Here is a 26,162-nt window from a genome sequence, read left to right as displayed (position 1 = left end):
CGCCGGGCCATTTCGGGCATTTGCTCTCACGATACTTCCGCGGGGTGAGCGAATAGAACAGCATATAGAGCGCGATGAACAATGCGATCGCCGGCGCGATCCGGGTCAGCGAGACGATGCTCGCCGCATCGGCGGCGAAGGGCAGGACGCGCAGGATGAATTGCTCGATCGCGAGCAGCATGACCTGGAAACTGAACGCGACCAGCGTGAGGATCAGCGAGGCCAGGATCAGCCCGATCGACCAGAGCCGGTATTGCCAGAAGGGGCGGACAAACTGCACGCCATATGCACGGCGGAGGATGTCGCGGATCGTCTCGGTGAAGCTCGCGGTGGTCCATAGCCCGACGATCGCGCCGAACCAGAGCAGCGATCCCGATCGCGCGGTCAATACGTCATGGATCGGCGTCTGCAGCACCGCGGCGACGCCCGGCGGGACAGTATGGAGAAAGGCATCGACGGTGTGCAGTCCTTCCTCGGTGCGCCCAAACAGCCGTGCCACCGCGGCGGCGACGATGAAGAAGGGAAACAGTGTCAGGAGCGACAGATAGGCAAGGTTGCCGGCATGGACGAACCCGTCGTTGAACACGCCGATCGCGACGCGCTTGACCACTTCGCGGGCATAACTGCCCGGGCGGACAAAGGCGAGATGGCGGCTCAGCTTGAGCCGTCCCTTGTCGTGCCTCTGGAGGCGTTGCTCGGGGGATTCGGGGGAGACGTCCTTCACGACAGGGCTTAGACGCCCATGCCGCTGCGCGGGTTCCCGGTGTCGCGGTCCTTCCAGCCGCGCACGAACTCGACCAGCGCGTCGTCGCCAACCGGCAGGTCGACCATCAGCGTGACGAGCTGATCGCCGCGCGTGCCGCCCTTGCCGTGGAAACCGCGCCCGCGCAGGCGCAGTGTCTTGCCCGAGGTCGAGCCGGCGGGAACGGTCAGCATCACCGCACCCTCGACCGTCGGCACGCGCACCGACGCGCCAAGCACGGCTTCCGACAGGCTGATCGGCAAGTCGATCCGCACATCGTCGCCAACGCGGGTGAAGAAGCGGTGCGGCTGGACGTTGATCGTGACGATGCCGTCACCGGTACCGCCCGCGCCGGCCTGGCCCTTGCCGGCAAGCCGCATCTGCGTGCCGTTCTCGACCCCGGCGGGGAGCTTCAGGTCGATCGTCTTGCCGTCGGCAAGGGCGATGCGCTGCGGCGCCAAGGTCGCGGCATCGACGAAGGGCACGGTCAGCTTATAGGCGATGTTCGCGCCCTTGGGCTGGGGCTTATTGCGGCCGAAGCCGCCAAAGCCGCTGGCGAAACCGCCGCGCCCGGACGACTGGCCGAACAGCCCCTCGAACAGGTCGTTCACATCGGACGGATCGCCGCCAAAACCGAAATCGGCCCCGCCGCCCGGCCCGGGCTTGAAACCGCCCTGGCCGCCGCCGCCATTGCCGAAGCCGAACGGCGAGGCGGGATTGCCGTCGCCGTCGATCTCGCCGCGATCGAAGCGCGCGCGCTTATCCTTGTCGGTGAGCAGGTCATAGGCATTGGTCGCCTGCGAAAATCGCTCGGTCGCCTTGGGGTTGTCCTTGTTGCGATCGGGATGCAGCTCCTTGGCGAGCTTCCGATATGCTTTCTTGATGTCGGCCTCGCTGGCGGTGCGCGGCACACCCAGCGTTGCGTAAGGATCGGCCATTGTGGCTCCGGTGGTTCAGGTCTTCGGCGCCTATTTGGGGTATTCGGCGGGCGAGTGCAATTCGTGCAGCGTTCTCGCTAGGCCATCGCAGCGACCACTGGCGCCACATCGACGCTGACATGCATCTTCTGCGCACCGGACCCGAGCACGATGCCGTCGATCGGCGCGATCTCGGCATAGTCGCGGCCGATCGCCATGACGATATGGTCGCCGGCCATCCAGATGCCATTGGTCGGATCGACCCCGACCCAGCCAAGATCGGGCCCGCACCACAGCAACACCCAGGCATGAGTCGCGTCGGCGCCGACCAGCCGTTCCTGGCCGGGCGGCGGAATGGTGCGGATATAGCCCGAGGCATAGGCGGCGGGCAGGCCGGCGGCGCGCAGGCCGGTGATCATGATCTGCGCGAAATCCTGGCACACGCCGCGGCGCTTGAGGAACGCGTCGTGCGGCGGCGTATCGACCAGGGTCGCCGCGGCGTCGAATTCGAATTCCTGCTGGATGCGCCGAGCGAGCGTGATCGCGGCGTCGAGACAGGGCCGGTCGGGGTCGAGATCGGCCGCGCACCAGTCGGCAATGTCGCGGTCGAGGGGGATCAGCGGCGAGGGAAACATATAGCTTGCCGGACCGGCCGGCGACGGGTCGCGGCTGGCCCGGGCGGCGGCGGCGATCTGCGCCAGACTCGGGTCAGCGGGCGAGGGCATCGGCACCGGGCGATCGACGGTGATACGCGAGATGCTCTCGATCACGAGATGGCGCACGGGCTCCTCCACCACCAGCCGCATGACGTTGGCGAGACCGGCTTCCGCGCGCGCCGGCGCGAAACGCCCCGAGGGCGAGATGTCGAGGCGGTAGCTTTCCAGCGTCTGGCCGGACCAGTGGATCGGCTTGAGCCGCAAGTTGCAGCGCGCGAATTTGACGTTCGCGCCGTAATCAAAGCGAGTGACGTGGCGGATATCGTAGATCACGCCAACGTCATCCCGGCCGCGCGCAATGGCTCCGCCCCTTGCAGGAAGTAGCGCCGCGCGACTGCGTCGGAGAGAGTGAACAGGCCGCGTTCGAGATCGCCCAGCACGTCATCGTTGAGGCTCGCCGCGGTGGCGGTCGACACGGTGGCGACCAGCCGCGCGGCCAGCGCCTGTTGCGGCTCGTTCATGCCGTCATCCTCAAGCACCGGAAGGGCGCGGAGATGCTCGCAGATATGATCGATCTGGAAGGCCAACGACCGCGGATTACCCGGATCCAGCGCGATCAGATCGACCACCGGGATACGCGCGATGCCGGTCAGGTAACGCTGCCGATAGCTGATCTGGCTGTTGGCCAGGTCGAGCAGGGTCGACAGGTCATCGGCGCTGCCATGCGGCATGCCGAAGGCGCGCAGTGCCCGGGTCACCGCCAGCGCGCGTTCGACGCGGCGGCCAAGGTCATGGAAGCGCCATGCTGCGGTCCGCCCCATATGTTCGGCCGACAGGCCGGACAGTGCGGCATAGCGGCGTTGCAGCGACCCGGCGCGGTCGAGCATGCCGCCGCGCGTCGGAAAGGGCGCGTCGAGCAGCTTGACCATGTCCGCCGACAACCGGTCGCGCGACCCTTGCCCGATGCCGCACGCCAGCCGGTTGATCGCGCGGACGCTGTGCCAGCGCTGCTCCGCCTCCATCGCAGTGCGGGTGAAGGCGGCGAGGTCGGCGCGGCGCAGGCTGGCCGGATGCGGTGCGCCGCCGCCCGCAACGATCAGGCCGACCAGCCGTCCGACGGTCTGTGGCCCAAGCGCCGCGCCGGCATCGGCATCTATCGAATTGCCGAGCATCACCCGGATCACGTTGAGCAGCGCCTCGCCGCGTTCGAGGTAGCGGCCGAGCCAGAAGAAATTGTCGGCAACGCGGCTCGGCAAAGTGCCGGGATTGCGCCGGACATGGACCGAGTCGGTCGCCGGCAGGAGCGAGACGGGATCGACCTCGGCCGCGCCGTGAACCACGACATCGGCCGACCAACTGCCTTCGCCCATCACCGATGCGCGCGGATCGGGATGTTCGCCAATCCGCGCGAAACCGCCGGGCATCACCGTCCAGGCCCCATCGGCGCCGCGCGCGGCGAAGACTCGGAGCGTGAAGGGGCGTGCGACCAAAGCGGCATCGGCAACCACCGGCATGGTTGACAGATGGACGATCTCCTGTCCGACATAATCCTGCGGCCGGCGTGCCATGTCCGCCAGTAGCGCGTCGCGCGCCGTGCCGGTGATCTCGGCGCCGGGCAATGGCAGGCCATCGGGCAGGCCGAGCGGCGCGACGCCGAAGGCGGGGCCGATCAGCATCGAGTCGAAATCCTCGATCACATGCGCGCGTTCCGTGTCCTGCCCACACCACCAGGTGGCGATATTGGGCAGCAACAGGTCGCGGCCGGTCAGGCGCATCGCGAGTTGCGGCAGGAATGCGCCGAACGCTGGCGATTCGAGCACGCCGACGCCCGGCGCGTTGGAAATGACCACTTCGCCCGCCGCCATCGCATCGACCAGGCCGGGGACGCCGATCTTCGAATGCGAATCGAACGCGAGCGGATCGAGCATGCGCGGGTCGGTGCGGCGCCACAGCGCATCGACCCGCTTCAGCCCGCCGATCGTGCGGACATAGAGCTTGTCCTCAAGCACCGCGAGATCGGCACCCTCAACCAGCAACAGGCCGAGATAGCGCGCAAGATGCGCCTGCTCGGTATAGCTCGGGCTGAACCGGCCCGGGGTGAGCAGGCCGATACGCGGCTCGACGCGGCGGCACATCGCGGCGAGGCCGTCGCGGAACGCCGCGAAAAAGGGTGCGTGGCGCTCGACATTGAGCCGCGACTGGAGCCCGCCCAGGGTGCGCGACACCGCCAGCCGATTTTCCAGCGCATAGCCGGCACCAGCGGGTGCGCGGAGATGATCGGCCAGCACGCGCCATTCGCCGGTCGGTCCGCGGCCGAGATCGACCGCGATGAAGTGCAGCTGATGGCCGCCGGGCGGCACCAGCCCGGCCATCGGCCGCAGGAAGAAGGGGCTGCCGCCGACCAGAGCGGCGGGAATCAGCCCGCGCTCGACCAGCTTCGCATCGCCGTAAAGATCGGTGAGGATGGTCTCCATCAATTCGGCGCGCTGCACCACGCCGGCCGAAATGCCCTGCCATTCCTCACTGCCGATCAGCAGCGGCACGGGTGAGACCGGCCAGGGACGTTCCTCGCTCTCGCCGATGATGCGGAAGCCGGTGCCGATATCCTCGGCGTGACGCTGCGCGCGCTCGCGTGCATGGGCGAGGTCGTCGCCCGCGACCGCGGCGAGTTCCTCGAACATCGCGGTCCAGGCCGGGTCGTCATGCTGTGCGCACAGCACATCGCCCTTGAACTGCTGGCCGCAATAGTCCGCGATCCAGCGTGCGGCGTGCGTGCCCGCGTCGAGCAGGGAAGGCGCGGCGAGGGTGGCCATCGACTCTATCGGTCGCGCCCTGCCGGGCCGCGTCTTGGATATGTCCGCGCCATTGTCATTCCCCGCACTACGCGGTGACTCGACCACAATCCCTTCGCGGGTGCAACAAGCTTGTCGCCGCCGCCGCCGCTGCCCGATTTTCTGTCGTTACGGGAAACTCTACGGGAAAATGCTTTTTTGAGCACCGAACGGGAATTTACGGGAATTTCTACGGGAATTTTGTTGGAGCGATACGGGAATTTCCCCGGCGCTGGCGGGGCGATCGGGAAATGGCTGGCGGCGCAGTTCGAGGGCGCGCACGGTGGTACGGAGGACGCGGAGAGTGTTGCGTCCGCCCGACGGATTATCGCTGTGTCTCGACGTTTGTGCGCGCGCAAATCTTCTTTCATGCTTGCCGGGATAGCAGGCCCGAACAATATGTGAATCGATGCCGGGCGGCGGCGATGACAGGTGGCCGGGAGATATGGGACACCGGATTGTCCGATATCTACCACAGCGATTCCGGCGTATTGGCTGCGTGACGCACCATCTTTTCAGGACAGAGTTTCTCGCAAGGGGCTGGGCAGCGGAGATGCCGCTCGCCCTGGATCAGCCCTGGATCGCGTTGGTGTCGATCACCCGGTCGATCAGCGCTTCATCGACCGGCACCTGGCCGTCGAGCATCAGCATCGCCAGCCCATGCGCGATTGCCCAGGCCTGCAGCGCGATGACCTGCGCATCGCCGCCCTTCCCCTTGGCCAGCAGGGCGGCATTGGCGCGCAGAAAGGCCATCGCGTCGTCCTCCTGCCCGTCGGGATGCAGATGAGGCGAGATGGGGTTGGCGAAGATCAGCCGGAACAAGGCGGGGTTTGCGAGCGCGAACCGGACATAGGCCGCACCGGTCGCGCCGAACCCGGCGACGCCGCCGCCGGCCGCGTCCGATGCCGCATGCTGCACCACCGCCAGCCGCGCCAGCCCGTCGGCGGCAAGCGCCGCCATCAGCGCGCTCTTGTCGGGAAAATGGCGATAGACAGCGGTTGGGCTGACCCCGACCGCGCGCGCCACCTCGCGCAGCGACAGGTCATCGGCGGTACGCGTTTCCAGCAAGGTAAGGCCCGCCTCGATCAACGCCGCGCGCAGATCGCCGTGATGATAGGCTTTTTTCGGGGCTATGGATTCTGATGTTGACACTGTTACCTTTTGCGCCCTATGTGAACACCGTCAACTTTGGACGTGAAACCCCTGATGGGAGGCCATAATGGCAGGCGTGATCGAAACCGCAATCCGCAGCACGGTGACCAAAGGCATCGGCGTTGTCGCCGAATTCAACCGCAAGCGGCTCGATCTCGACGCCCATCATCCTTTCCTGACTGGCATCCATCAGCCAATGGCCGCGGAACTGACGCTGGAGGATCTGCCGGTGACCGGTACGATCCCGGCGGTGCTCGATGGCCGCTATCTGCGCATCGGGCCGAACCCGGTCGCGCCCGATCCTGCCGGCTATCACTGGTTCACCGGCGACGGCATGGTGCACGGCGTTGCGATCCGGCAGGGCAAGGCGCTGTGGTATCGCAACCGCTGGATCCGGTCGCGGCGGGTTGCCGACACGCTGGGCGGGCGCCCCGCGCCGGGGCCGCGCCATGGCGGTTTCGACACGGTCAACACCAATGTGCTGGCGGTCGCCGGCCGCACCTTCGCGCTGGTCGAGGCGGGAAGCTATCCCGTCGAGCTGTCGGACACGCTCGACGAACAGACTTATAACCCGTTCGACGACACGCTGAGCGGCAGCTTCACGGCGCATCCGCACCGTGACCCGCTCACCGGCGAGCAGCACGCCATCGCCTATGAAGCGACCGACCCCGAGACGATCCGCCACGTCGTCTTGTCGCCCGAGGGGTTGGTGGTGCGCGAAGAACCGATCAAGGTGAAGCACGGACCCTCGATCCATGACTGCGCGATCACCGCGCGATTCGTGATGATCCTCGACTTGCCCGTCACCTTCTCGATGAAGTCGCTGATCGCCGGGCACAGCTTCCCCTATCGCTGGAACCCCGATCATCAGGCGCGGATCGGCCTGTTGCCGCGCAGCGGCCGGGGCGACGAGACGATCTGGGTCAATGTCGACCCCTGCTATATCTTCCATGTCGCCAATGCGTTCGACCTGCCCGATGGCCGGGTGGTGATGGACGCGGTGGTTTATGGCACGATGTTCGCCGACAGTGTGGTCGGTCCGGACGCGATGTCGCGCGGGCTGGAACGATGGACGATCGACCCGGCCACCGGCACGGTCGAGCGCCGCACGATCGATGCCACGCCACAGGAATTTCCCCGCCCCGATGAGCGCCGCTTCGGCCAGCGCTATCGCTATGCCTATACGCTGGGCTTGCCGGAGCATGATGAGAGCTTCATCGGCGCGACCTTCATCCTGAAGCATGATCTGGAGACAGGCGGGCGCGAAGTGCATGATTTCGGCGAAGGGCGTTATCCGGGCGAGTTCGTGTTCGTGCCCGCCAGCGATGATGCGGGCGAGGATGAAGGCTGGGTGATCGGCCTGGTCGTCGACCTGCCGCATCAAACCACCGACCTGGTGATCCTCGATGCCCGGTCCTTTGCGGGTGAACCAGTGGCGAGCATTCACTTGCCGCACCGTGTCCCGCCCGGGTTTCACGGCAACTGGCTGGCGGCCTCTGAGCGCGGGTAAAACGTAAAGCAAGCAATCCTCCCCTTCCGTTCGTTTCGAGCGAAGTCGAGAAACTGCGTGCAGCATTTGTGGCCGGTTTCTCGACTTCGCTCGAAACGAAGAGGGAGGGGAAGTCGCTCATGGAGCCGGCTCAGTTCATCGCCATCTGAGCGCGAGGTTGATGCCTCTCCCTTGACTATGAACCCAGTAAAACCCATAAATGAGCATGTACTCACTCAAAAGATAAGCCATGACTCACTTCTCCGCTACCGCCGCCGAGCCTTTAACCGGCATCACCGCCGCGCCGCTCAGCCTCTTCTTGCTCGGCGCCACCGGGCGCACTGGCCTGCCCTTTCTGTTGCAGGCACTCGCGCGGGGGCACTTTGTGACCGTCTATGTTCGCACCATATCGAAGCTCCCGGCGGCGATCGCCGTGCATCCGCGCCTGCGCGTCGTTACCGGCGAGCTGCATGAAGCCGACAAGATTACACTGGCAGTACGCGCGGCGACGCCGGATGTGGTCTATGTGATGCTGGCTTCGGAAAGGGCGCCGCATACGGCGGTCTCCACCGGCACGCATAACATGCTGTTTGCCTTGAGGGCATTGAAGGCCACCGCCACGGGCGAGCCGGGCGCGACGCCGTTCATCAGTATCGCCGCCTGGGGCCTCGGCCCGACCGGAGCATATATCACCGGCTTGTTTTCACGCCTGTTCGTCAATGTCGCGACGACATTATTCTGGTCGAAGCCGCTGGCCGATTTCGAGACGCAGCTGGTGGAGGTTGAGGCGGCGAAGGACGCGGGGCTCATTCGGCCCACTCTCATCCTGCCGCCAATCCTCACCGAGCGCGCGAAGACGAATAGCTATCTGTCGGGTGAGCCGCATCTGATGAAGGACGCTATGGGCGTGACGAACTTTGTGAGCAGGGCCTCGATCGCCGATCTTTGCCTGAAACTGGGAGAAAGGGCGGCATCGGGCGAGGCGGTGCCGCAATGGGTCGCCATCACCAACCCTTGAGGCTGAAATCCCTGGTCACAGATCTGGCAGGACCTGATCGGCGCTGCCCCAGCCGGCCAGCGCGCGCGAATTGGCGCGTTCGACCAACTCCGCGGCGTCGCGAACGCCCCAGCGATTGGCGCGATCGAGGTCGCGCAGCTCGCTCCAGCTGACCGGTGCCGCAACCGGCGCGCCGGATCGGGCGCGGGCGGCATAGGGCATGATCGCGGTGCTGCCGCGCTGGTTGCGCAGCCAGTCGATGAAGATGCGACCCTTGCGCTTCGCCTTCGACATGGTCGCGACGAAGCGGTCCGGCTCCGCCTCGGCCAGCGCGCGGGAAAATCGATCCGCGAAATCCTTGACCGCCGGCCATTCGGCGTCGGGCTGCAACGGCACGATAACATGCACGCCCTTGCCGCCGGTCAGCATCGGGAAGCTGGTCAGGCCCATCTCGGCGAGATGCTCCTTCAGATCCGTTGCCGCCTTTTTGACGAGATCGAAGTCCAAGCCTTCATCGGGGTCGAGATCGAACACCAACCGGTCGGGCTGTTCGAGCGTCGCGACCGACGATCCCCAGCCATGGAATTCGATCGTGCCCATCTGCACGCAGGTCACCAGCCCGTCGGCATCGTCGACATAGAGATAATTCTCGGTTGAGCCGTCCTTCTCGCGGATCGGCACCTGATGGACATGCTCGCCGAAACTGCCCGCATCATGTTTCTGGAAGAAGCAGCGCTTGCCGCGGCCTTGCGGGCAGCGCACCAGGCTGATCGGGCGGTTGGCGGTCCAGGGCAGCATGATCGGCGCCAGCTGCGCATAATAATCCGCCAGATCGCCCTTGGTAACGTCCGAATCCGGGAAGATCAGCCGGTCGCGGCTGCTGACGGTCACATGGATTGCCGGTGCGGCGGGCATAGGGTCGGGCCTTTCTGCGACGACATCGGCCGCCGCCTTATCCTCACGCAAGCCGAGAAAGCTCGGATGGCGCAGTACGCCATCGGGCGTGGTCTCAGTAAAGGCGATCTCGGCGACGAGCTTCGGCGTCACCCAATGCGCACCACGCACCGCTGCGCGCGGCGCATCGACAGTCGGCGTCTTGCGTTCCATCCGGCGTAGCTTGGCGAGCAGATCGGTCATCAGATCGGCGCTGAAGCCGGTCCCGACCTTGCCGGCATAGACCAGGCCGTCCGGTCCGTTCACGCCGAGCAGCAGCGACCGGAAGCCGCGCGATCGCTCGCTCGGTGTCCAGCCCACAATGACGAATTCCTGCCGCTGCGTGCATTTGGTCTTGAGCCACGCCTTGGTGCGCTCGCCACGATAGGGTGCATCGGCGCGTTTCGAGACCACGCCTTCAAAGCCCTCGCGGCACATCGTCTCGAACAATTGCTCGCCGCCGCCGATAATATGCTCAGAATATTGCAGCCGGGCATCGGCGCCGTCGATCAGCGGGCGCAGCCGTTCCTTACGCTGGACATTGGGCAGGCCGGTCAGGTCCTCGCCATCGAGTTCGAGCAGGTCGAACGCAAACAGGGTCATATCGCCGCCCTCGGAAATGGCGTCCTTCAGGGTGGAGAAATCGGGCTTGCCGTCCCTGAACGCGACGATCTCGCCGTCGATCAGGGCGTTCTTTACCGGGATTTTCGCGGCGGCTGCGGCGATGGCGGTAAACTTGTCGGTCCAGTCGAGACCGGTGCGGGTGAAGACCCTGGCCTTGCCCTTCGCGATCGAGATCAGCGCGCGATAGCCGTCATATTTGACCTCGTGCAGCCATTGGCTGCCGGTCGGGACGCTGTCGACCAGAGTGCAGAGCTGGAGGTCATGAAATCCCGGAGCCCTGCCGTCATTCCCGCGAACGCGGGAATCCCGCTTTTTCTCGACGGTTGAAAGGGAGCGGGATCCCCGCTTTCGCGGGGCTGACTGAGAGGGGATCTGGTTCGCCTTCTTCCCTTCCGCGATCTCGACCATGGTCCGGCCGGTCGACACACTGGTCAGTCCGGTCTCGACCAGCACATCGGCACCGCCCGCCTCGGCATCGTCGATCTTCCTGAGCAGCCAATTCTCGCGCTTTTCTTTCCCGCGCGGCCTTAAGCGGATCAACAGCCATTCGCCCTTCATCCGCTCGCCATCGAGCACGAAATGGAGATGGCCCTTGTCGATATCCTTCGCGCTCTTGCCTTTGACCGGCGCCCAGGTGCCGCGATCCCACAGCATCACCGTGCCGCCGCCATATTCGCTCGCCGGAATCACACCCTCGAAAGTCGCGTAGGACATCGGGTGGTCCTCGGTGCGGACTGCGAGCCGCTTCTGGTCCGGGTCGAGGCTGGGGCCGCGCGTCACCGCCCAGCTTTTCAACACGCCCTCGACCTCGATCCGGAAATCCCAGTGCAGCCGGGTCGCATCGTGTTTCTGGACGATAAAGCTGTTGCCGTGACCTGGCGCGAGTGTTCCCGCCGGTTCCGCGGTCTTCGCGAAGTCGCGCTTGGCATTGTAGATCGTGAGTGGGTCGTTGGCCTTAGGCACGTTTCTTCGCCGGCGCGCGCTTTGCCGCCGTCTTTGCCGTCGTCTTTGCCGACGCCTTCCTCGCCGCCGGTTTGGCCGCCGCGCTGCCCGACTTCTCCATCGATTTCCGGAGCGCCGCCATCAGGTCGACGACATTGGAGCCCGAGCGCTTTGGCGCCTCGTCGCCATCATCTTCGATGATCTTGCGGCCCTTCGACTTGCGCTTGCGCTCGATCAGGCCCTTCAGCGCGTCGACATAGCGGTTGTGGAATTCCCGCGGGTCGAACGTGCCCGATTTCTTGGCGATCAGCGCCTCGGCCAGGTCCATCAGATCGGCATCGGGCTTGGTGTCGGGGATGTCGCGGAAATAGCCCTGTGCCTTGTTGACCTCGTCTGCGTAGCGCAGCGTTTCCAGCACCATGCCGCGCCCGCAGGGTTTCAGGCTGACGACATATTCGCGGCCGCGCATCGCCAGTTGCCCCAGGCCGACCTTCCTGGTCCGCCGCAGCGCTTCGCGCAGCACGATGAATGCCTCTTCGGCAAGGTCGTCGGCCGGCACGACGAAATAGGGCTTCTCGTAATAAAGCACGTCGATCTCGTCGGCGTCGACGAACTGGGTCAGTTCGAGTGTCTTCTTCGATTCGAGCTTCACCGCGTCGATTTCGTCCTGCTCGAGCAGCACGAAATTGCCTTTCTGATATTCGAATCCCTTCATGATCTCGTCGGTGTCGACCGGGCCGATGCCGGTCACGACCTTCTCGTAATGGATCGGCTTGCCGGTCGGTTCATGGATCTGCTTGAAGCTGATCTGCGCGCCCGCCTTGGTCGCGGCGTAGATCTCGACCGGGATCGAGACGAGCGCGAGCCTGATCTGTCCCTGCCAATAGGCGCGTGCGGCCATGCCCGGTTCCTTCCGCGATTGATTCATTGCGATGGCGATTCAATTCCCCAGCAGCGGAGTCGTTCCGTCGTTTTGGCCGGCGCGCAGGTTTCGCGTACGGCAAAGCTCGGCTAAAGGCCGGGCATGGCCACCGATCCTTTCGCCCTGTTCGAGTCCTGGTTCGCCGAGGCGCGCGCGACCGAGCCGAACGATTCCAATGCGATGGCGCTCGCCACCGCTGATGGAAACGGGCGTCCGGCGGTGCGGATGGTGCTGCTCAAGGGACATGGTCCCGACGGATTCGTCTTCTATACCAACCAGCAGAGCCGCAAGGCGGACGATCTTGCGGCCAATGCCCAGGCCGCTTTGCTGTTTCACTGGAAATCGCTGCGCCGCCAGATCCGCATCGAGGGCAATGTCGCGCCGGTGACGGATGCGGAAGCTGACGCCTATTTCGCCACGCGCGGGCGCGATTCGCAGCTTGGCGCCTGGGCCTCGGACCAGTCGCGCCCGCTCGATGCGCGCGCCACGTTCGAAGCGCGCTTTGCGGAGACGGAGGCACGCTTCGCCGGTGGCGATGTACCGCGTCCGCCGCACTGGTCGGGCTATCGCGTCACCCCCTTGCGGATCGAATTCTGGCAGGACCGCGAACACCGGCTGCACGAACGCCGCCTGTTCGAACGTTCGGGCGCCGATGCGATCGGGGGTTGGAACGAAGGGTTGCTGTATCCATGACCGAGGACCAGCGCCGCGCCATTCCCTTTGCCGTGCGGGCCGCGCTCGCCAGCGTCGGCATGGCGTGCTTCCTGTTGCTGCTGAAGGGCTTTGCCGCCTGGCATACCGGGTCGGTGGCGATGCTCGGCTCGCTTGCCGATACGGGGCTCGACCTGCTCGCCTCGCTGGTCACGCTCTACGGCGTCAAGCTTGCGGCGGAGCCGGCCGATCACGATCACCGCTTCGGCCATGGCAAGGCCGAGGCGCTGGCAGCGCTGTTCCAGGTCATGCTGATCACCGCCTCGGCCGCCGGCATCGCGTGGCGCGCGGTACTGCGCTTCGGCGACACCACGCCGACCGAGGACGCCGATTTCGGCATCGTCGTGTCGGTCGTCGCGATCCTCGCGACGGTCGTGCTGCTATTCTATCAGCGCAGCATCATCCGCCGCACCGGGTCGGTCGCGATCATGGCGGACAATATGCATTACCAGTCCGACGTGCTGCTCAACGGATCGGTCATCGCTGCTTTGGTCCTCGACCAGTATTTCGGCCTGCACGGCGCCGATCCGCTGATGGGCATCGCGATTGCGCTCTGGCTCGCCTGGGGCGCGTTCCGTGCCTCGAGCAATGCGATCGACCAGCTGATGGACAAGGAGTGGCCCGAGGCCGAACGTGCGCGCTTCATTGAGGTCGCCGCGCGCCAACCGGGGATCAAGGGCATCCATGACTTCCGCACCCGCCGCTCGGGCAGCCATGATTTCGCGCAATTCCATATGGAGGTCGGGCGCGACCTGACGATCATCGCCGCGCATGACATCGTCGAAGGGGTTGAACGCGCGCTGCGTGCCGGTTTTCCCAAGGTCGAGGTGCTGATTCATCTCGATCCCGAAGGCCATGTCGATACCGACAATCCGCTGGTCGAGGCGGACGTTACGCCGCACTGGTTCGGCAAGCGCCTGTGAGGCGGCAGCCATGAGACTTCCCTTTGCGCAGATCGATGCTTTTGCCGCGCAAGCCTTTCAGGGCAATCCGGCGGCGGTGATGCCGCTCGCCGCTTGGCTCGACGATGACGTGCTCCAGGCGATCGCGGTGGAGAATAATCTCAGCGAAACCGCTTATATCGTCCCCGACGACAGCGGTGCTGCCGATTTCGAACTGCGCTGGTTCACCCCAGGGGCGGAGATCGCGCTGTGCGGCCACGCCACGCTCGCCAGCGGGCATTTCGTCCTTTCATCGGACAGCAGCATCGAACGCGTGAGGTTTCGCACGCGCCAGGCAGGCATTTTGGAGGTCGTGCGCGAGGGCGACGGCTATGCGGTCGCACTGCCCGCCTGGGTGCCGGCACCGAAGGACATGGCCGGGATCGTTGCCGCGCTTGGCGTGACGCCAGTCGAAACGCTGTGGCACGACAAGGGCTATGCGCTCGTCATTCTTGCGGACGAGGCAGCGGTGCGCGGCATTGCGCCTGATCTGCGCGCGCTGGCTGCCGCCGGTCAGCTGATCGCGATCGTCTCGGCACCCGGTGCTGCGATCGATGTGGTCAGCCGTGTCTTCACCCCGGCCTATGCGATCGATGAGGATCCGGTGACCGGCTCCGCGCACGCGGTGATGACGCCCTATTGGACCAAGCGGCTCGGCCGCGACAGTTTCACCGCCTATCAGGCGAGCGCGCGGGGCGGTTATCTGACCTGCCGGCTTGACGGCGACCGCGCCATTCTTGGCGGGAAATGCACGACAGTGATCGAGGGGACCTTCTTCCTCGACTGATCGGTGCCGTCTTGCTGGATCAAGCTCTATTTCCGGTCGAACCCCGCGACCACATCGCCCAAGGTCTGCATCAGCGCGGGATTGGCCGTGTCGGGCGTATTGCCCAGCCGCACCACGACGATGCCGCGCCCGGGGCCGCTTTCCGGGCTGGCGATCACCAGCTGGCCGAGATGCCCGTCCGCCGCGACAGTGCTGGCCGGGCCCTTGCCCGGGAAAAGGGTCGTTTTCCCGCCAGCGCCGCCGGGACGGTTGAGCCAGGTCTGGCCGCCATATTCGGCGTTGGTCGGTGACGGCGCTTTCATGAACGCCAGCCAGTCGGGCGCAATCACCTGAGTCCCGTCGGCCGTCTTGCCGTCGAGCAGCAGGCCGCCGATCCGACCCCAGTCGGGCAGGCTCATGTGCAGGATCGATCCGCCGATCTGCGTGCCCGCGCCGTCGAATTCGAGCACGGCACTATGAATGCCGGCGGGGGCGAACAGGCGTTCATTGGCGAAGGCAGTATAGGCGCGCGCGCGCACCTTCGGATCGTGGCTGTCGGTCAGCGTGCGGGTGATGATCTCGGCCAGGATCAGGGTGGTCAGCGAACTATATTTGAAAGTCGCGCCCGGCTTGGTCTCCAGCGGGTGCGCGATCGCCGCGGCCGCCATGTCCGCGGTACGAGCCACGAACAGAGTCTGGTTGGTGTCCGACCGCTCGACCGGGTCGCCGACTTCGATATGCGCCAGCCCCGACGACATGTTGAGCAGATGGCGCAAGGTGATCGCGGCGCGCGGATCGCCCGGTTTGTGCCATTCGGCAATTGGTGCGGGCGCGTCGAGCACCAGCCGCCCGTCGCTGACCAGCTCGCCGACCAGCAAGCCGGTGATGGTCTTCGCCATCGACCAGCTGATGAAGCGGTTGGCGTCGGAATAGCCCGGTGCATAGGCCTTCAGCGCCGGGCAGCCATCAGCGGTGATCAGCACCGCGCGGGTTTCCGGATGGTCGCTGAACAATCTCTTCACCGGCACCAGAGAGCGGCCGAGATTGGCGCCGGGGCACGGGCTGATCGAATAGACCGGCTTGCCGACATCGCTGTCCGCGCCAGCCAGCAGCAGCGGCACCAAAGCGAGGAGGACGGCCTTGCGCATCATGGCCGTAACGATAGGGTGCAAGCCGATGAAGGCAAGCCGCATCATGCTCTGGACCATCCCCGTGCTGCTTGTCGCATTGATCGCCGGCGCCTGGTTCTATGCGCGCGCGATGACGCCGCAGCTTGAGCTCGGCACAGCGTATGCGGCGCGGGTCGCCTGCGCCTGCCGCTATATCGGCAATCGTGACCTGAAGAGCTGCCGCCATGATTTCGAACCGGGCATGGCGGCGATCCAGCTGTCCGACGATCCGGCGACCAGGACGGTGACCGCCTGGGTACCATTGGTCGCGAGCCGGTCGGTGCGGTTCGATCCGGTGCTTGGCTGCCAGCCCGAACCGTTCAGGGGCACGCCGCTGAAGCTGCGCTGACCTGCCGTCTCAGGCGAGGGCGAGTTCAGCCCGCTCGGTTTCCGCGATCCAGCCACCGCCGAGTACGCGATCGTCGGCATATAGCACGGCCGCCTGGCCCGGCGCGACGCCATATTCCGGCGTGTCGAACATTACCCGGTCGCGCTCCAGCCGCGCCGGGACCAGCTTTGCCATCGACCGGACCTTGGCCGTCACCGGCCCGGCATGGTCGCCGCCGATCCAGTTGATCTCGGTCAGGCGCGCGGCATCGACCGCCAGCGCGGTGCGCGGGCCGACCACGACGCGGCGCGTCTCGGCCTCGAGCCGGACGACATAGAGTGGTTCGGGCGTGCCGCCGATCTCCAGCCCGCGGCGCTGGCCGACGGTGAAATGAATCAGGCCGCGATGGTCGCCAAGCTTGCGGCCGCTTTCATCGACGATATCGCCGCTGGTATCGGCCTCAGGGCGCAATTTCTTGACCAGGGAAGCATAGTCGCCATCGGGTACGAAGCAGATATCCTGGCTGTCGGGCTTGGCCGCGACGCCCAGGCCGAGTTCGGCGGCGAGTTCACGCACGCGCGCCTTGGGCAGGCCGCCGAGCGGAAAGCGCAGATAATCGAGCTGGTCCTGCGTCGTGGCGAACAGGAAATAGCTCTGATCGCGTGCCGGATCGACTGCACGGTGCAGTTCCGCGCCGTTCGGCCCCTCGACCCGGCGGACATAATGGCCGGTGGCGAGGCAATCCGCACCGAGATCGCGCGCCATCGCGAACAGGTCGGTGAATTTGGGCCCCATATTGCAGCGCACGCACGGGATCGGGGTGCGGCCGGCGAGATACTCGTCGGCAAAACCGTCGATTACATCGGCGCGAAAGCTCGATTCATGGTCATAGACATAATGCGCGATGCCCAGCCGGTCGCAGACGGCGCGCGCATCGCGGATATCACGGCCGGCGCAGCATGAGCCGGCGCGGCCGACTGCCTCGCCATGATCATAGAGCTGCAGCGTGATCCCGATCGTCTCCGCGCCGGTGCGCGCGGCGAGCGCGGCCACGACCGAACTGTCGACGCCGCCCGACATGGCGACGACGATGCGCTTGCCCTCAAGGTCTCCCCCGAGCTGAAAATCGCCTTCAGTGATCATGCGCCGCACATAGGGGCCGCGGGCCTCCATTGCAAAACACATGCTTTCCAAAGAATTTTCACGGGCTTTACCTGACCTTTAGAGGTCGGGGTCTAACAGAGCTGTCCAACGCTGATTCTTTGCCGAGGACGACTGAGTGGATTTGAGTTTTTCCCGTTTTGAGCACGACGCTTCCGTCGCCATCTTGCCGCCCGACCTGGCGGTGATGATGGTCGGGATCGCCGCGCGCCAGGCGGCCAGCCCAACCGCTCTGTTCCACTCGCACCTGCCGGAAACGTCGGTGGTTACCGCCAATTTGTTCGCGCCGCTGCACGGTGCGTTCAATGCCACGATGGCCGAAGCACTCATGCGATGGAAAGAGATATGAAGACGCTGTTTACCGAGCCGCTTTAGCCGCTGTTCAAGTCCGCAGCATAATTACCGTTATTATTGAAATTGATGAGAGGGGGCCCCCCGCCCCGATCGAGGTTGAGAATGATCGAAAACCAGAAAATACGTCCAGCCAAAGTTATCGGCCCGCTCGGCGAGCCGTTGACGCTGGACAGTCTACCGCCGCCGGAAACGACGCGCTGGGTGGTGCGCCGCAAGGCCGAGGTGGTTGCCGCGGTCAATGGCGGCCTGCTGACGGTCGACGAAGTTTGCGCGCGCTATAATCTGACGGTCGAGGAATTCGCCGGCTGGCAGCGGGCGATCGACCGGTCAGGCATGCCGGGCCTGCGCGTCACGCGAATCCAGCATTATCGCTCGCTTTATGAGCGTCAGCAGAAATACTGATCGAGCCAAGTTAAACCGCTACCGGAACAAATTGCCGGTCTGGCGAGTCTTTCCCTCCAGCGGCCCGATCGACGGGCGTCAACGGAGGATATTATGGTCGGTCTCATCGTTTGGCTCGTAGTTGGTGGTGTTTGCGGCTGGCTGGCCAGCCTGATCATGCGCACCGACGGGCAGCAGGGCCTCATCCTGAACGTCGTCGTCGGCATCATCGGATCGGTGATTGCCTCGTATCTGTTCGGCGGCGGGATCAATCAGGTGATCACGATCACGACGTTCATCTACTCGTTGATCGGCGCGGTCATCCTGCTCGCGATCGTCAACCTCGTTCGTCGCGGCAGCGTTCGCTAAACCGTCGCGCCGTTTCGAAAACATCACGGGCCGCCCGACAGTGTCGGGCGGCCCGTTTCGTTATTTCAGCAGGAACCGGACGCTGAGCGTCACCGTCACGTCGGTCTCGCCCGGCGCGATCTGGGTCGAGGCGTCCTTCGCCATGCCGGCGGCGCGGGCATACATGACGGGGGGCGGCGACCCGCCCGGATTCTCGCCATTCTCGGAGATCGACACGATCCGCGAGACGGTCAAGCCGGCGGCGCGGGCATAGAGTTCGGCGCGCGTGCGGGCGCGCTTGACGGCGTCGGCGCGAGCCTCGTCAAGTGCCGCATCGGGATTGTCGATCGCCAGATTGGGGCCGTCGATCTGATTCGCGCCTTCCTTGACCAGCGCATCGAGGATCGCGCCGGACTTGGCGATGTCGCGAAACCGCACTGACACGGTGTTGGTCGCCTGATAGCCGGTGACCACCGGCGCCTGATTCTCGACATAGCGATATTGCGGGCTGAGCCCGACATTCGACGTGCTGACATCGCGAGCGACGATGCCGGCTTTCTTCAGCGCGGCGAGAATGCGCGCCATGGCCTGCGCATTGTCGCTGATCGCAGCGCCGGCGGTTGCCGCCTGCGTCACGACCCCGGCGCGAATCGTTGCGATGTCCGGCACGCGGGTGGTTTGGCCCGTAGCGGTCACATCCAATATGGTTCCATCTGGCAGTATCATCGGAGCCACCTGTGCGCTCGCCGGTGCGAGGGCGAAGGGCAGCGCGGCGAGCGCCACTGCGGTCGCGATCAACTTCATCTCGTAACTCCCGTTATCACTCAGGCCGGTTGGCCTGCACGACGTCCTGTGCCGCCGCGCAGGCCAACCTAAGCTGAACGAACGCGCGAAATCTGTCAGCGTACCCGGCGCGACATCACCAGGCGGTACAGCGCCAGCAGAACAATTGCTCCAGCCGTCGCCGCGGCATAATTCTGCCAGCCGCCGACGATCTGCCAGCCCATTGACTGCGCGATGAAGCCGGCGAGCAACGCGCCGGCAATGCCGACCAGAATTGTGACGATGAAACCGCCCGGGTCCTTGCCGGGCATGATGATCTTGCCAAGGATGCCGGCCACCAGGCCGATCAACAGCCAACCAAGAATGCTACGGTCCATCGCTTCACTCCCAATGTTACGGGCCCGCTGCTTCGCGAGTCCGCTGCGGAGGGTCGTCCTCAACCACAATCAATGCAACCCGTTTCTTCACCGCAACGGTTACTGACGCTTGCGGCAAGGGGTAAAAAAGGGCAGGAGCCGCGCCGGGTGAAAACGGCCTATTGAGGTCGGTGACTTATTTCGCTAATACAGTCCCGCGAATGTGGGCCAGTGGATGGCCGGGACGGGGAAAGTGGATCAGATGAACTACGAATCGGCGACGTTCGACAATGACGGGCGCCTGGCACTGCCCGGCGGCGGCGAGACGCGTTCGAACCGCCTGTGGTGGATCGTCGGCGCCGTTGCCGTCGTGCTGATCGCGCTTGCCGCCTGGTTTGTATTCGGGACCAAGAAGCCCGAGGTCAAGCATGTCGAGCAGCTCCCCAATGTGACGGTCGCCGTACCCGGCAGCAAGCTGGTGCCGCGCGTCATCTCGGCAACCGGCTCGCTCGCCGCGCGCCGCGAAATGCCCGTCGGCGTGGCCGGCGAGGGCGGCCTGGTGACGCGCGTGCTGGTCGAACCCGGTCAATGGGTCGGAGCGGGGCAAGTGCTCGCCACGGTCGATCGCTCGGTCCAGACGCAGACCGCCGCCTCGCTGGCGGCGCAGATCAATGTCGCGCGCGCCGATGCGGCGATCGCCCAGTCCGAGCTCGACCGCGCGAAGCAGCTGGTCGATCGCGGCTTCATCTCCAAGGCCGATCTGGAACGCCGGACGGCGACCCGCGATGCGGCGCTGGCGCGCGTTAAGGTCAGCCAGGCAGCGCTCGGCGAACAGAGTGCGCGCAACGGCCGGCTCGACATTCGCGCACCCGCGGCGGGCCTCGTGCTGACGCGCGATGTCGAGCCGGGCCAGATCGTCAGCTCAGGGTCGGGCACCTTGTTCCGCATGGCCAAGGGCGGGGAAATGGAAATGCGCGCAGCACTTAGCGAGGCCGACCTGATTGGTCTCGGGGTCGGCGTGCGGGCCAAGGTGACGCCGGTCGGCGGCACGCAGAGCTTCGCGGGCGAGGTATGGCAGGTGTCGCCGATCATCGATGCGCAGACCCGCCAGGGCATCGCGCGGATCGCGTTGAGCTATAATCCGGCACTGCGCCCGGGCGGCTTCGCCGCGGCGGAAATCACCAGCGGCGCGGCGACCTCTCCGCAGCTGCCGGAATCGGCGGTGTTGAGTGACGATCGTGGCAATTTCGTCTATATCATCGGCAAGGGCGACAAGATCGAGCGGCGCGACGTCAAGGTCGGCGCAGTGACCGATTCGGGCGTTGCCATCGCATCGGGACTGTCCGGTACGGAGCGCGTCGTGCTCTCGGCCGGTGCATTCCTCAATCCGGGGCAGAAGGTGGCGCCGGTCGTCGCCAATACCAAGGGCTGATCGACATGAATTTCCGGAACATCTCGGCCTGGTCGATCCGCAACCCGGTACCGTCGATCGTGCTGTTCATCGCGCTGTCGATCGCCGGGATCTTCAGCTTCATGAGCATGCAGGTCAATAACGATCCCGACATCGATTTCCCGATGGCGATCGTGGTGATCAGCCAGCCCGGCGCGGCGCCGACTGAACTGGAAACCCAGGTCACGCAGCGTGTGGAATCCGCCGTACGCAGCCTGCAGGGCATTGACGAGATCAGCTCGACCGTGACCGAGGGCAGCTCGGTCACGCAGATTCAGCTCAACATCGGCACGCCGATCGATCGTGCCGTGATCGACATTCGCGACGCGATCACGCAGATCCGCAGCGACTTGCCGGACGGCATTCTTGAGCCGCAAATCTATCGCGCGAACACCAGCGGCAACGATCTTGCCAGCTATTCCGCGGTCACCTCCGACATGACGATCGAACAGCTCAGCTGGTACATCGATAATAATGTCAGCAAGGAATTGCTGTCGGTTCCCGGCATGGCGACGGTCAGCCGCAACGGCGGCGTCAGCCGCGAGATCCGCATCATCCTCGATCCCCTGAAGCTGCAGGCGCAGGGCCTGACCGCGAGCCAGGTCAACCAGCAGCTTCGTCAGGTCAATCTCAACGCCGCCGGTGGCCGCGCGGAGATCGCCGGGTCGGAGCAATCGGTCCGCGTGCTCGGCAATGCCAGGAACGCCTATGACCTTGGCCAGACACAAATCTCGGTCGGCAATGGACGAACCGTGCGCCTCGCCGATATCGGCCGCGTGCGCGACCTTTATGCCGAGCAGCGGTCGGAATCGACTTTCGACGGGCAGCAGGTCGTCACCTTTGATTTCCAGCGTGCCAAGGGCGCGTCGGATGTGGCCGTGTTCCACGCCGCCGAAAAGAAGCTGGCGGACCTGCAAAAACGCAACCCGAAGGTCCAGTTCAAGCTGATCTTCAACGAAACCCAATATGCCGAAGCGCAATATCACAGCGCGATCGAGGCGCTGATCGAGGGCGCATTGCTCGCGGTCCTGGTGGTGTTCCTGTTCCTGCGCGACTGGCGTGCAACGGTCATTTCCGCGCTGGCCATTCCGCTTTCGGCAATTCCGACCTTCTGGTTCATGGAATTGATGGGGTTCAACCTCAATCAGCTCACTCTGCTCGCGCTCAGCCTGGTCGCCGGCGTGCTGGTCGACGACGCGATCGTGGAGATCGAGAATATTGTCCGGCACATGCGCATGGGCAAGACTGCCTATCAGGCATCGATCGATGCCGCCGACGAGATCGGCCTTGCCGTGCTCGCCACCACCATGGCGATCGTCGCGGTGTTCCTGCCGGTCGGGCTTATGCCCGGCGTGTCGGGCCAGTTCTTCAAGAATTTCGGCCTGACGGTCGTCGCCGCGGTGCTGATGAGCCTGGCCGTCGCGCGTCTGCTGACGCCGATGATCGCGGCCTATTTCCTCAAGGCCTTTGGTCATGCCGAACATGGCGAGGGGCGGCTGATGCAGGCCTATCTCACCACGCTCAAATGGACGCTGCGGCACCGCTGGTCGGCGGTCGTTGGCGGCGTCACGGCGCTCGCGCTGACCTATGTGTGCGTGATGTTCCTGCCGATGACCTTCCAGCCCGAACAGGATCAGGACGCAACCACCGCGCTGGTCGAAATGGTGCCTGGAACGACGCTCGCGCAGACTAGCAAGGTGGTCAAGCAAGTCGCCGATATCCTCGCCGCGGAAAAGCCGGCGGTGAAATCGGTCTATTCGCGCTCCTTTGTCGGCAATGGCCGGGTGGTTGCCCTGTTCAACAAGGACAAGGGCATGACCAGCACCCAGTTTGAGCAGAAGCTCGCACCGAAGCTCAACGCGATTGCCGATGCGCGCGTCACCTTCCGCTCGCAAAATGGCTGGGGCGGCAGCGGCCGTGCCCTGACCATCGTGCTGGGCGGCGATGATCCCAAGCTGCTCAACGAAACCGCGGTCAAGCTGGTGCGCGAGATGGCGAAACTGCCGATCCTCGTCGCGCCACGGATCAGCGGCGACCTGCAGCGGCCGGAAATCGTCATCAAGCCGCGGCTCGACCTGGCGGCCAATCTCGGCGTCACGACTGCGGCGCTGTCGAATGCGATCCGTATCGCGACCTTGGGCGATATCGATCAGAACAGCGCGAAATTCTCGCTGTCGGACCGTCAGGTGCCGATCCGCGTCGCGCTTGACGAGAATGCGCGCGAACGCCTGTCGACGATCCAGAATCTGCCGGTCGCGACCGTGACGGGCGGCTCGGTGCCGCTCAACGTGATCGCGGATATCGGCTTCGGCGCCGGGCCGACCAAGATCGAACGCGTCGCACAGCAGCGCCAGATCACCGTCGGCACCGACCTTGCTCCCGGTGTGGTCAGCGGCACGGCGCAAACCCAGATTCACGCTCTACCGACAATGAAGAATCTGCCGATCGGCGTGGGCGAGCTGACGCTTGGCCAGACCAAATGGCAGGCGGAGATGATCAAGAATTTCTTCATCGCAGTGGTCGCCGGCGTCGGTCTGGTGTTCGCGGTGCTGGTACTGCTCTACCGCCGCGTCCTGCCGCCCCTGGTCAATATGGGATCGTTGCTGCTGGCGCCGCTCGGCGGCTTGTTCGCGCTGCTCGTGACCGGCAATCCGCTGTCGATGCCGGTGTTCATCGGCCTGCTGATGCTGCTCGGCATCGTCGCCAAGAACTCGATCCTGCTGATCGACTTCGCGCTCGAGGAAATCGAGAAGGGCGTGGAGGTCACCACGGCGATCATCGATGCCGGGCACAAGCGCGCGCAGCCGATCGTCATGACCACGGTCGCGATGGTCGCCGGCATGGTGCCGACCGCGCTGTCGCTGGGCGGCGACGGTTCCTGGCGCGCGCCGATGGGCATCACCGTGATCGGCGGCCTGACCTTGTCGACGATCCTCACCTTGCTGATCGTGCCGGCCAGCTTCAGCCTGGCGGTCGGCATCGAGAAATGGATCGGGCCGAAACTGCGCCGTGGCCTGCTGACCTACAAGCCGGGCGACGACGGCATGCCGGTGATCGATCATGACTCACGGCCGCAATTGCCGCCGGCCCCGGCCGGGCGCATCGGCGGACCGCAGTCCGGCGACGATCTTCCCCCGCATCCTGCGGAGTAAATGTGCGGTGCGGGCGCTAAAAGCTCTTCACACTTGAACAATCCCCGGTTTCGGGGATTGTTTCACCCATGAAGCTGCTCGCCCGCGCATCCCGCAACGCCGAAGCCGTGCCTGAGGGGTTGCGCCGGATGCGAATCGTCGCGACCGGGTTGCTGGTCGCGATGGCGGCCTTGTTTCTGGTGACGCGCGCGCTCGATAACGGGCATCCGGCGTTCGGCTTCATTCGCGCCTTTGCCGAGGCGGCAATGGTCGGCGGCCTGGCCGACTGGTTTGCGGTCACCGCCCTGTTCCGCCATCCGCTTGGTCTGCCCATCCCGCACACTGCGATCATTCCGCGCAACAAGGACCGGATCGGCGACACGCTGGCGCAATTCCTGCGCGACAATTTCCTCATCCCCGGCGTGGTCGCGCGGCGGATGCGGCAGCTCGATGTCGCCTCGGCGGCGGGCCGCTGGCTCGCTGCGCCGGCGGGCAGCGAAGGCCGGTTGCGGCGCGGCGCATCGGGCCTGGTCGCCAATGTCCTCGAATCGTTCGACCCGCAGCGCCTCGGCGGCATGGTCAAGACGGCGATCGGCCAGCGGCTGCGCACGCTCGAAGTGTCGCCGCTGCTCGGCCAGGCGCTGACCGCCGCGATCGCCGAGAAACGCCATTTGCCGTTACTCGACGGCATCATCCGCTGGGCGGCGCAGGTGCTCAGTTCCAACGAGCATCTCGTGCGCGCAATGGTGCATGAACGCGCCGGATCGATTCTGCGCTGGACCGGCCTCGACGAGACGCTTGCCGACAAGATCATCGCCGGGCTCGACGGGCTGGTCAGCGACATGGCCGAAGACCCGGCTCACCCGTTGCGCGCCAAGGCCGAGGAAGGGCTGGAGGTGCTTGCCTATGACCTGCAATATGATCCGAAGATGCGCGCGCGGGTCGAGGCGTTGAAGGCCGATTTGATCGACAATCCGGCAATGCAACAATGGCTCGACGGCATGTGGGAAAGCGCGCGCGCCAGCTTGCTCAAGATCGCGCGCGATCCCAATGCCGCGATGAACGGCAAGCTCGGCGATGCGCTGCGCCAGCTCGGCACGACCTTGCAGGAGGATCCGCGGCTGCGTGCCACCATCAACCGCTTCGTGCGCCGCGCCGCGGTCGGCATGGCGGCGGATTATGGCGACGGCATTGTCCGGCTCGTGTCGGAAACGGTGCGCGGCTGGGATGCGCGGACCATCACGCGCCGGCTGGAAAATGCCGTCGGGCGCGACCTGCAATATATCCGCGTCAACGGGACCCTGGTCGGCGGGCTGGTCGGGCTGGTCATTCATGCCGTGGATACGCTGCTTTGAGCCACGGCGAATTACCAGTCGAGGATCGTCCACCCCTTGGCGGTGGCGAGCGTGCGCAGCGGGCCGTGCGGATGCACGGCAAACGCTTCGTCCGCCCAGTCGAGCGTTGGCGCATCGGAGACATGGTCGGAATAGAAGCGAATCGCCGCGTCGCTTCGCGCGATGCCCTGGGCATCGAGCCACGCCTTGATCATGCGCAGCTTGGCCGGGCCGTAACAATTTTCGCCATCGATCACGGCACGCAGCCGCCCGTCCGCGGTCTTGCGCGAACCGGTCGCGATCACCGAATCGAACCCCAGGCGAGCCGCAATCGCGGTGACGTAGAAATCAAAGGAAGCGGTCGCCATCACCAGCCGATAGCCTGCCGCGCGATCCGCTTCGATCCGTGCCTGCGCGCCGGCGAACAGGCCGTTGGCAACGATCCGGTCGGCAAATCGCGCCGCCGCCGTAGCGGCATCCACAGTGGAGATGGTGCGCCCGATCAGCAGGCGCTGAGTCGCTTGTTTCAGCTGCGCCCGGTCGAGCAGCTTCAGTCCATAAGCCCCAACCGCAAGGCCGGCGAGCGGCAAGAGCGCCAGCCGCCACGGCGCGCGCGACCGCGCCGTGGCGATCAGGAACCCGGTCCAGGTCGGCGCGACGGTGATCGTCTTGTCCATGTCGTAGATGGCGATGCGGTGCGCTTTGTCGGACATCCTGTCGTCCTACACAGCATACGTCTTGCCG

24 protein-coding genes are annotated in these 26,162 nt (G+C 65.2%); 12 read left to right on the top strand and 12 right to left on the bottom strand.

The window, feature by feature from the left end; translation table 11 throughout:
• The 5 genes from ACRECS_RS18005 to ACRECS_RS17985 all read right to left on the bottom strand — a co-directional run.
• Positions 1-724 (bottom strand): YihY/virulence factor BrkB family protein (locus ACRECS_RS18005; protein ID WP_431584321.1); only part of this gene is annotated, 724 nt, incomplete at its 3' end.
• A gap of 8 nt (positions 725-732) precedes the next feature.
• Complete coding sequence (locus tag ACRECS_RS18000) at positions 733-1,680, bottom strand: DnaJ C-terminal domain-containing protein (protein ID WP_431584320.1); 948 nt, start codon at positions 1,678-1,680, stop codon at positions 733-735.
• Between the two features lie 77 nt (positions 1,681-1,757).
• Positions 1,758-2,648: a transglutaminase family protein gene (locus tag ACRECS_RS17995; RefSeq protein WP_431584319.1), complete on the bottom strand. Its 891-nt coding sequence runs from the start codon at positions 2,646-2,648 to the stop codon at positions 1,758-1,760.
• Positions 2,645-5,128: a circularly permuted type 2 ATP-grasp protein gene (locus ACRECS_RS17990; RefSeq protein ID WP_431584318.1), complete on the bottom strand. Its 2,484-nt coding sequence runs from the start codon at positions 5,126-5,128 to the stop codon at positions 2,645-2,647. Before ACRECS_RS17990 ends, ACRECS_RS17995 begins: the two co-directional genes overlap by 4 nt.
• Positions 5,129-5,716: 588 nt before the next feature.
• Positions 5,717-6,298 carry a TetR/AcrR family transcriptional regulator gene (locus tag ACRECS_RS17985; RefSeq protein ID WP_431584317.1) on the bottom strand — a complete coding sequence of 194 codons (582 nt, stop codon included), beginning with the start codon at positions 6,296-6,298 and terminating at the stop codon, positions 5,717-5,719.
• A 67-nt stretch (positions 6,299-6,365) separates the two neighbouring features.
• Between ACRECS_RS17985 and ACRECS_RS17980 the strand changes: the two genes are divergently transcribed.
• Both ACRECS_RS17980 and ACRECS_RS17975 read left to right on the top strand, forming a co-directional pair.
• Positions 6,366-7,808: a carotenoid oxygenase family protein gene (locus ACRECS_RS17980; protein ID WP_431584316.1), complete on the top strand. Its 1,443-nt coding sequence runs from the start codon at positions 6,366-6,368 to the stop codon at positions 7,806-7,808.
• 229 nt (positions 7,809-8,037) lie between these two features.
• A complete protein-coding gene (locus ACRECS_RS17975; protein ID WP_431584315.1) occupies positions 8,038-8,805 on the top strand; it encodes an NAD(P)-dependent oxidoreductase in 768 nt (255 codons plus the stop codon).
• Between the two features lie 15 nt (positions 8,806-8,820).
• Here the strand turns inward: ACRECS_RS17975 and ligD are convergent, their stop codons facing one another.
• Both ligD and ACRECS_RS17965 read right to left on the bottom strand, forming a co-directional pair.
• Positions 8,821-11,304: a DNA ligase D gene (gene ligD / locus ACRECS_RS17970; protein ID WP_431584314.1), complete on the bottom strand. Its 2,484-nt coding sequence runs from the start codon at positions 11,302-11,304 to the stop codon at positions 8,821-8,823.
• Complete coding sequence (locus tag ACRECS_RS17965; protein WP_431584313.1) at positions 11,297-12,184, bottom strand: Ku protein; 888 nt, start codon at positions 12,182-12,184, stop codon at positions 11,297-11,299. Before ACRECS_RS17965 ends, ligD begins: the two co-directional genes overlap by 8 nt.
• A gap of 123 nt (positions 12,185-12,307) precedes the next feature.
• On the opposite strand from ACRECS_RS17965, the gene pdxH reads away from it, so the two are divergent.
• Genes pdxH through ACRECS_RS17950 form a run of 3 tightly spaced genes read left to right on the top strand, consistent with a single transcriptional unit; the run spans position 12,308 to position 14,644 of the window.
• Complete coding sequence (pdxH, locus tag ACRECS_RS17960) at positions 12,308-12,898, top strand: pyridoxamine 5'-phosphate oxidase (protein WP_431584312.1); 591 nt, start codon at positions 12,308-12,310, stop codon at positions 12,896-12,898.
• On the top strand, positions 12,895-13,839 hold the full coding sequence (locus ACRECS_RS17955) for a cation diffusion facilitator family transporter (protein WP_431584311.1): 945 nt from the start codon (positions 12,895-12,897) through the stop codon (positions 13,837-13,839). The genes pdxH and ACRECS_RS17955 overlap by 4 nt, the downstream gene beginning before the upstream one ends.
• Positions 13,840-13,849: 10 nt before the next feature.
• Positions 13,850-14,644, top strand: a complete 795-nt coding sequence (locus ACRECS_RS17950) for a PhzF family phenazine biosynthesis protein (RefSeq protein WP_431584310.1) — start codon at positions 13,850-13,852, stop codon at positions 14,642-14,644.
• Positions 14,645-14,670: 26 nt separating this feature from the next.
• On the opposite strand, the gene ACRECS_RS17945 is transcribed toward ACRECS_RS17950, so the two are convergent.
• Positions 14,671-15,774, bottom strand: coding sequence for a serine hydrolase domain-containing protein (locus ACRECS_RS17945; protein ID WP_431584309.1), 1,104 nt, complete (start codon positions 15,772-15,774; stop codon positions 14,671-14,673).
• Between ACRECS_RS17945 and ACRECS_RS17940 the strand changes: the two genes are divergently transcribed.
• Entirely contained in the window at positions 15,764-16,141 is a 378-nt protein-coding gene (locus ACRECS_RS17940; protein ID WP_431584308.1) for a hypothetical protein, read from the top strand. The genes ACRECS_RS17945 and ACRECS_RS17940 overlap by 11 nt on opposite strands.
• A 9-nt stretch (positions 16,142-16,150) precedes the next feature.
• Here ACRECS_RS17940 and mnmA read toward each other — a convergent pair whose 3' ends face one another.
• Entirely contained in the window at positions 16,151-17,260 is a 1,110-nt protein-coding gene (mnmA, locus tag ACRECS_RS17935) for a tRNA 2-thiouridine(34) synthase MnmA (RefSeq protein ID WP_431584323.1), read from the bottom strand.
• Between the two features lie 139 nt (positions 17,261-17,399).
• On the opposite strand from mnmA, the gene ACRECS_RS17930 reads away from it, so the two are divergent.
• The 3 genes from ACRECS_RS17930 to ACRECS_RS17920 all read left to right on the top strand — a co-directional run bounded on the left by ACRECS_RS17930 (position 17,400) and on the right by ACRECS_RS17920 (position 18,385).
• Positions 17,400-17,630, top strand: coding sequence for a hypothetical protein (locus ACRECS_RS17930; RefSeq protein WP_431584307.1), 231 nt, complete (start codon positions 17,400-17,402; stop codon positions 17,628-17,630).
• A 107-nt stretch (positions 17,631-17,737) separates the two neighbouring features.
• Positions 17,738-18,037, top strand: coding sequence for a DUF1153 domain-containing protein (locus ACRECS_RS17925; protein ID WP_034160363.1), 300 nt, complete (start codon positions 17,738-17,740; stop codon positions 18,035-18,037).
• Positions 18,038-18,130: 93 nt separating this feature from the next.
• A complete protein-coding gene (locus tag ACRECS_RS17920; protein WP_431584306.1) occupies positions 18,131-18,385 on the top strand; it encodes a GlsB/YeaQ/YmgE family stress response membrane protein in 255 nt (84 codons plus the stop codon).
• Between the two features lie 60 nt (positions 18,386-18,445).
• Here the strand turns inward: ACRECS_RS17920 and ACRECS_RS17915 are convergent, their stop codons facing one another.
• Both ACRECS_RS17915 and ACRECS_RS17910 read right to left on the bottom strand, forming a co-directional pair.
• Entirely contained in the window at positions 18,446-19,168 is a 723-nt protein-coding gene (locus tag ACRECS_RS17915; protein ID WP_431584305.1) for an SIMPL domain-containing protein, read from the bottom strand.
• 95 nt (positions 19,169-19,263) lie between these two features.
• A complete protein-coding gene (locus tag ACRECS_RS17910) occupies positions 19,264-19,524 on the bottom strand; it encodes a GlsB/YeaQ/YmgE family stress response membrane protein (protein WP_431584304.1) in 261 nt (86 codons plus the stop codon).
• Positions 19,525-19,765: 241 nt separating this feature from the next.
• Here ACRECS_RS17910 and ACRECS_RS17905 point away from each other — a divergent pair, with 241 nt between their 5' ends.
• From ACRECS_RS17905 to ACRECS_RS17895, 3 genes are all read left to right on the top strand, one after another.
• Positions 19,766-20,935 carry an efflux RND transporter periplasmic adaptor subunit gene (locus tag ACRECS_RS17905; RefSeq protein ID WP_431584303.1) on the top strand — a complete coding sequence of 390 codons (1,170 nt, stop codon included), beginning with the start codon at positions 19,766-19,768 and terminating at the stop codon, positions 20,933-20,935.
• Positions 20,936-20,940: 5 nt separating this feature from the next.
• Positions 20,941-24,105: an efflux RND transporter permease subunit gene (locus ACRECS_RS17900; protein ID WP_431584302.1), complete on the top strand. Its 3,165-nt coding sequence runs from the start codon at positions 20,941-20,943 to the stop codon at positions 24,103-24,105.
• Positions 24,106-24,173: 68 nt separating this feature from the next.
• Positions 24,174-25,439, top strand: a complete 1,266-nt coding sequence (locus tag ACRECS_RS17895) for a DUF445 domain-containing protein (RefSeq protein ID WP_431584301.1) — start codon at positions 24,174-24,176, stop codon at positions 25,437-25,439.
• Between the two features lie 11 nt (positions 25,440-25,450).
• Here the strand turns inward: ACRECS_RS17895 and ACRECS_RS17890 are convergent, their stop codons facing one another.
• Entirely contained in the window at positions 25,451-26,131 is a 681-nt protein-coding gene (locus ACRECS_RS17890; protein WP_431584300.1) for an HAD family hydrolase, read from the bottom strand.
• Positions 26,132-26,162: the final 31 nt, after the last annotated feature.

Source organism: Sphingomonas sp., from assembly GCF_050725575.1.
In the GTDB taxonomy this organism is placed as follows: domain Bacteria; phylum Pseudomonadota; class Alphaproteobacteria; order Sphingomonadales; family Sphingomonadaceae; genus Sphingomonas.
Note: the sequence above shows the minus strand (reverse complement) of the source record. Positions and strands in the feature narration are given on the sequence as shown.

What these genes read in the sequence shown, in the direction of transcription:
- ACRECS_RS18000 (WP_431584320.1), bottom strand. Translation starts at nt 1,680, where the DNA reads ATGGCCGATCCTTACGCAACGCTGGGTGTGCCGCGCACCGCCAGCGAG.
- ACRECS_RS17990 (WP_431584318.1), bottom strand. Translation starts at nt 5,128, where the DNA reads ATGGCCACCCTCGCCGCGCCTTCCCTGCTCGACGCGGGCACGCACGCC.
- ACRECS_RS17980 (WP_431584316.1), top strand. Translation starts at nt 6,366, where the DNA reads ATGGCAGGCGTGATCGAAACCGCAATCCGCAGCACGGTGACCAAAGGC.
- ACRECS_RS17975 (WP_431584315.1), top strand. Translation starts at nt 8,038, where the DNA reads ATGACTCACTTCTCCGCTACCGCCGCCGAGCCTTTAACCGGCATCACC.
- ACRECS_RS17965 (WP_431584313.1), bottom strand. Translation starts at nt 12,184, where the DNA reads ATGGCCGCACGCGCCTATTGGCAGGGACAGATCAGGCTCGCGCTCGTC.
- pdxH (WP_431584312.1), top strand. Translation starts at nt 12,308, where the DNA reads ATGGCCACCGATCCTTTCGCCCTGTTCGAGTCCTGGTTCGCCGAGGCG.
- ACRECS_RS17955 (WP_431584311.1), top strand. Translation starts at nt 12,895, where the DNA reads ATGACCGAGGACCAGCGCCGCGCCATTCCCTTTGCCGTGCGGGCCGCG.
- ACRECS_RS17950 (WP_431584310.1), top strand. Translation starts at nt 13,850, where the DNA reads ATGAGACTTCCCTTTGCGCAGATCGATGCTTTTGCCGCGCAAGCCTTT.
- ACRECS_RS17945 (WP_431584309.1), bottom strand. Translation starts at nt 15,774, where the DNA reads ATGATGCGCAAGGCCGTCCTCCTCGCTTTGGTGCCGCTGCTGCTGGCT.
- ACRECS_RS17925 (WP_034160363.1), top strand. Translation starts at nt 17,738, where the DNA reads ATGATCGAAAACCAGAAAATACGTCCAGCCAAAGTTATCGGCCCGCTC.
- ACRECS_RS17920 (WP_431584306.1), top strand. Translation starts at nt 18,131, where the DNA reads ATGGTCGGTCTCATCGTTTGGCTCGTAGTTGGTGGTGTTTGCGGCTGG.
- ACRECS_RS17915 (WP_431584305.1), bottom strand. Translation starts at nt 19,168, where the DNA reads ATGAAGTTGATCGCGACCGCAGTGGCGCTCGCCGCGCTGCCCTTCGCC.
- ACRECS_RS17910 (WP_431584304.1), bottom strand. Translation starts at nt 19,524, where the DNA reads ATGGACCGTAGCATTCTTGGTTGGCTGTTGATCGGCCTGGTGGCCGGC.
- ACRECS_RS17905 (WP_431584303.1), top strand. Translation starts at nt 19,766, where the DNA reads ATGAACTACGAATCGGCGACGTTCGACAATGACGGGCGCCTGGCACTG.
- ACRECS_RS17900 (WP_431584302.1), top strand. Translation starts at nt 20,941, where the DNA reads ATGAATTTCCGGAACATCTCGGCCTGGTCGATCCGCAACCCGGTACCG.
- ACRECS_RS17895 (WP_431584301.1), top strand. Translation starts at nt 24,174, where the DNA reads ATGAAGCTGCTCGCCCGCGCATCCCGCAACGCCGAAGCCGTGCCTGAG.
- ACRECS_RS17890 (WP_431584300.1), bottom strand. Translation starts at nt 26,131, where the DNA reads ATGTCCGACAAAGCGCACCGCATCGCCATCTACGACATGGACAAGACG.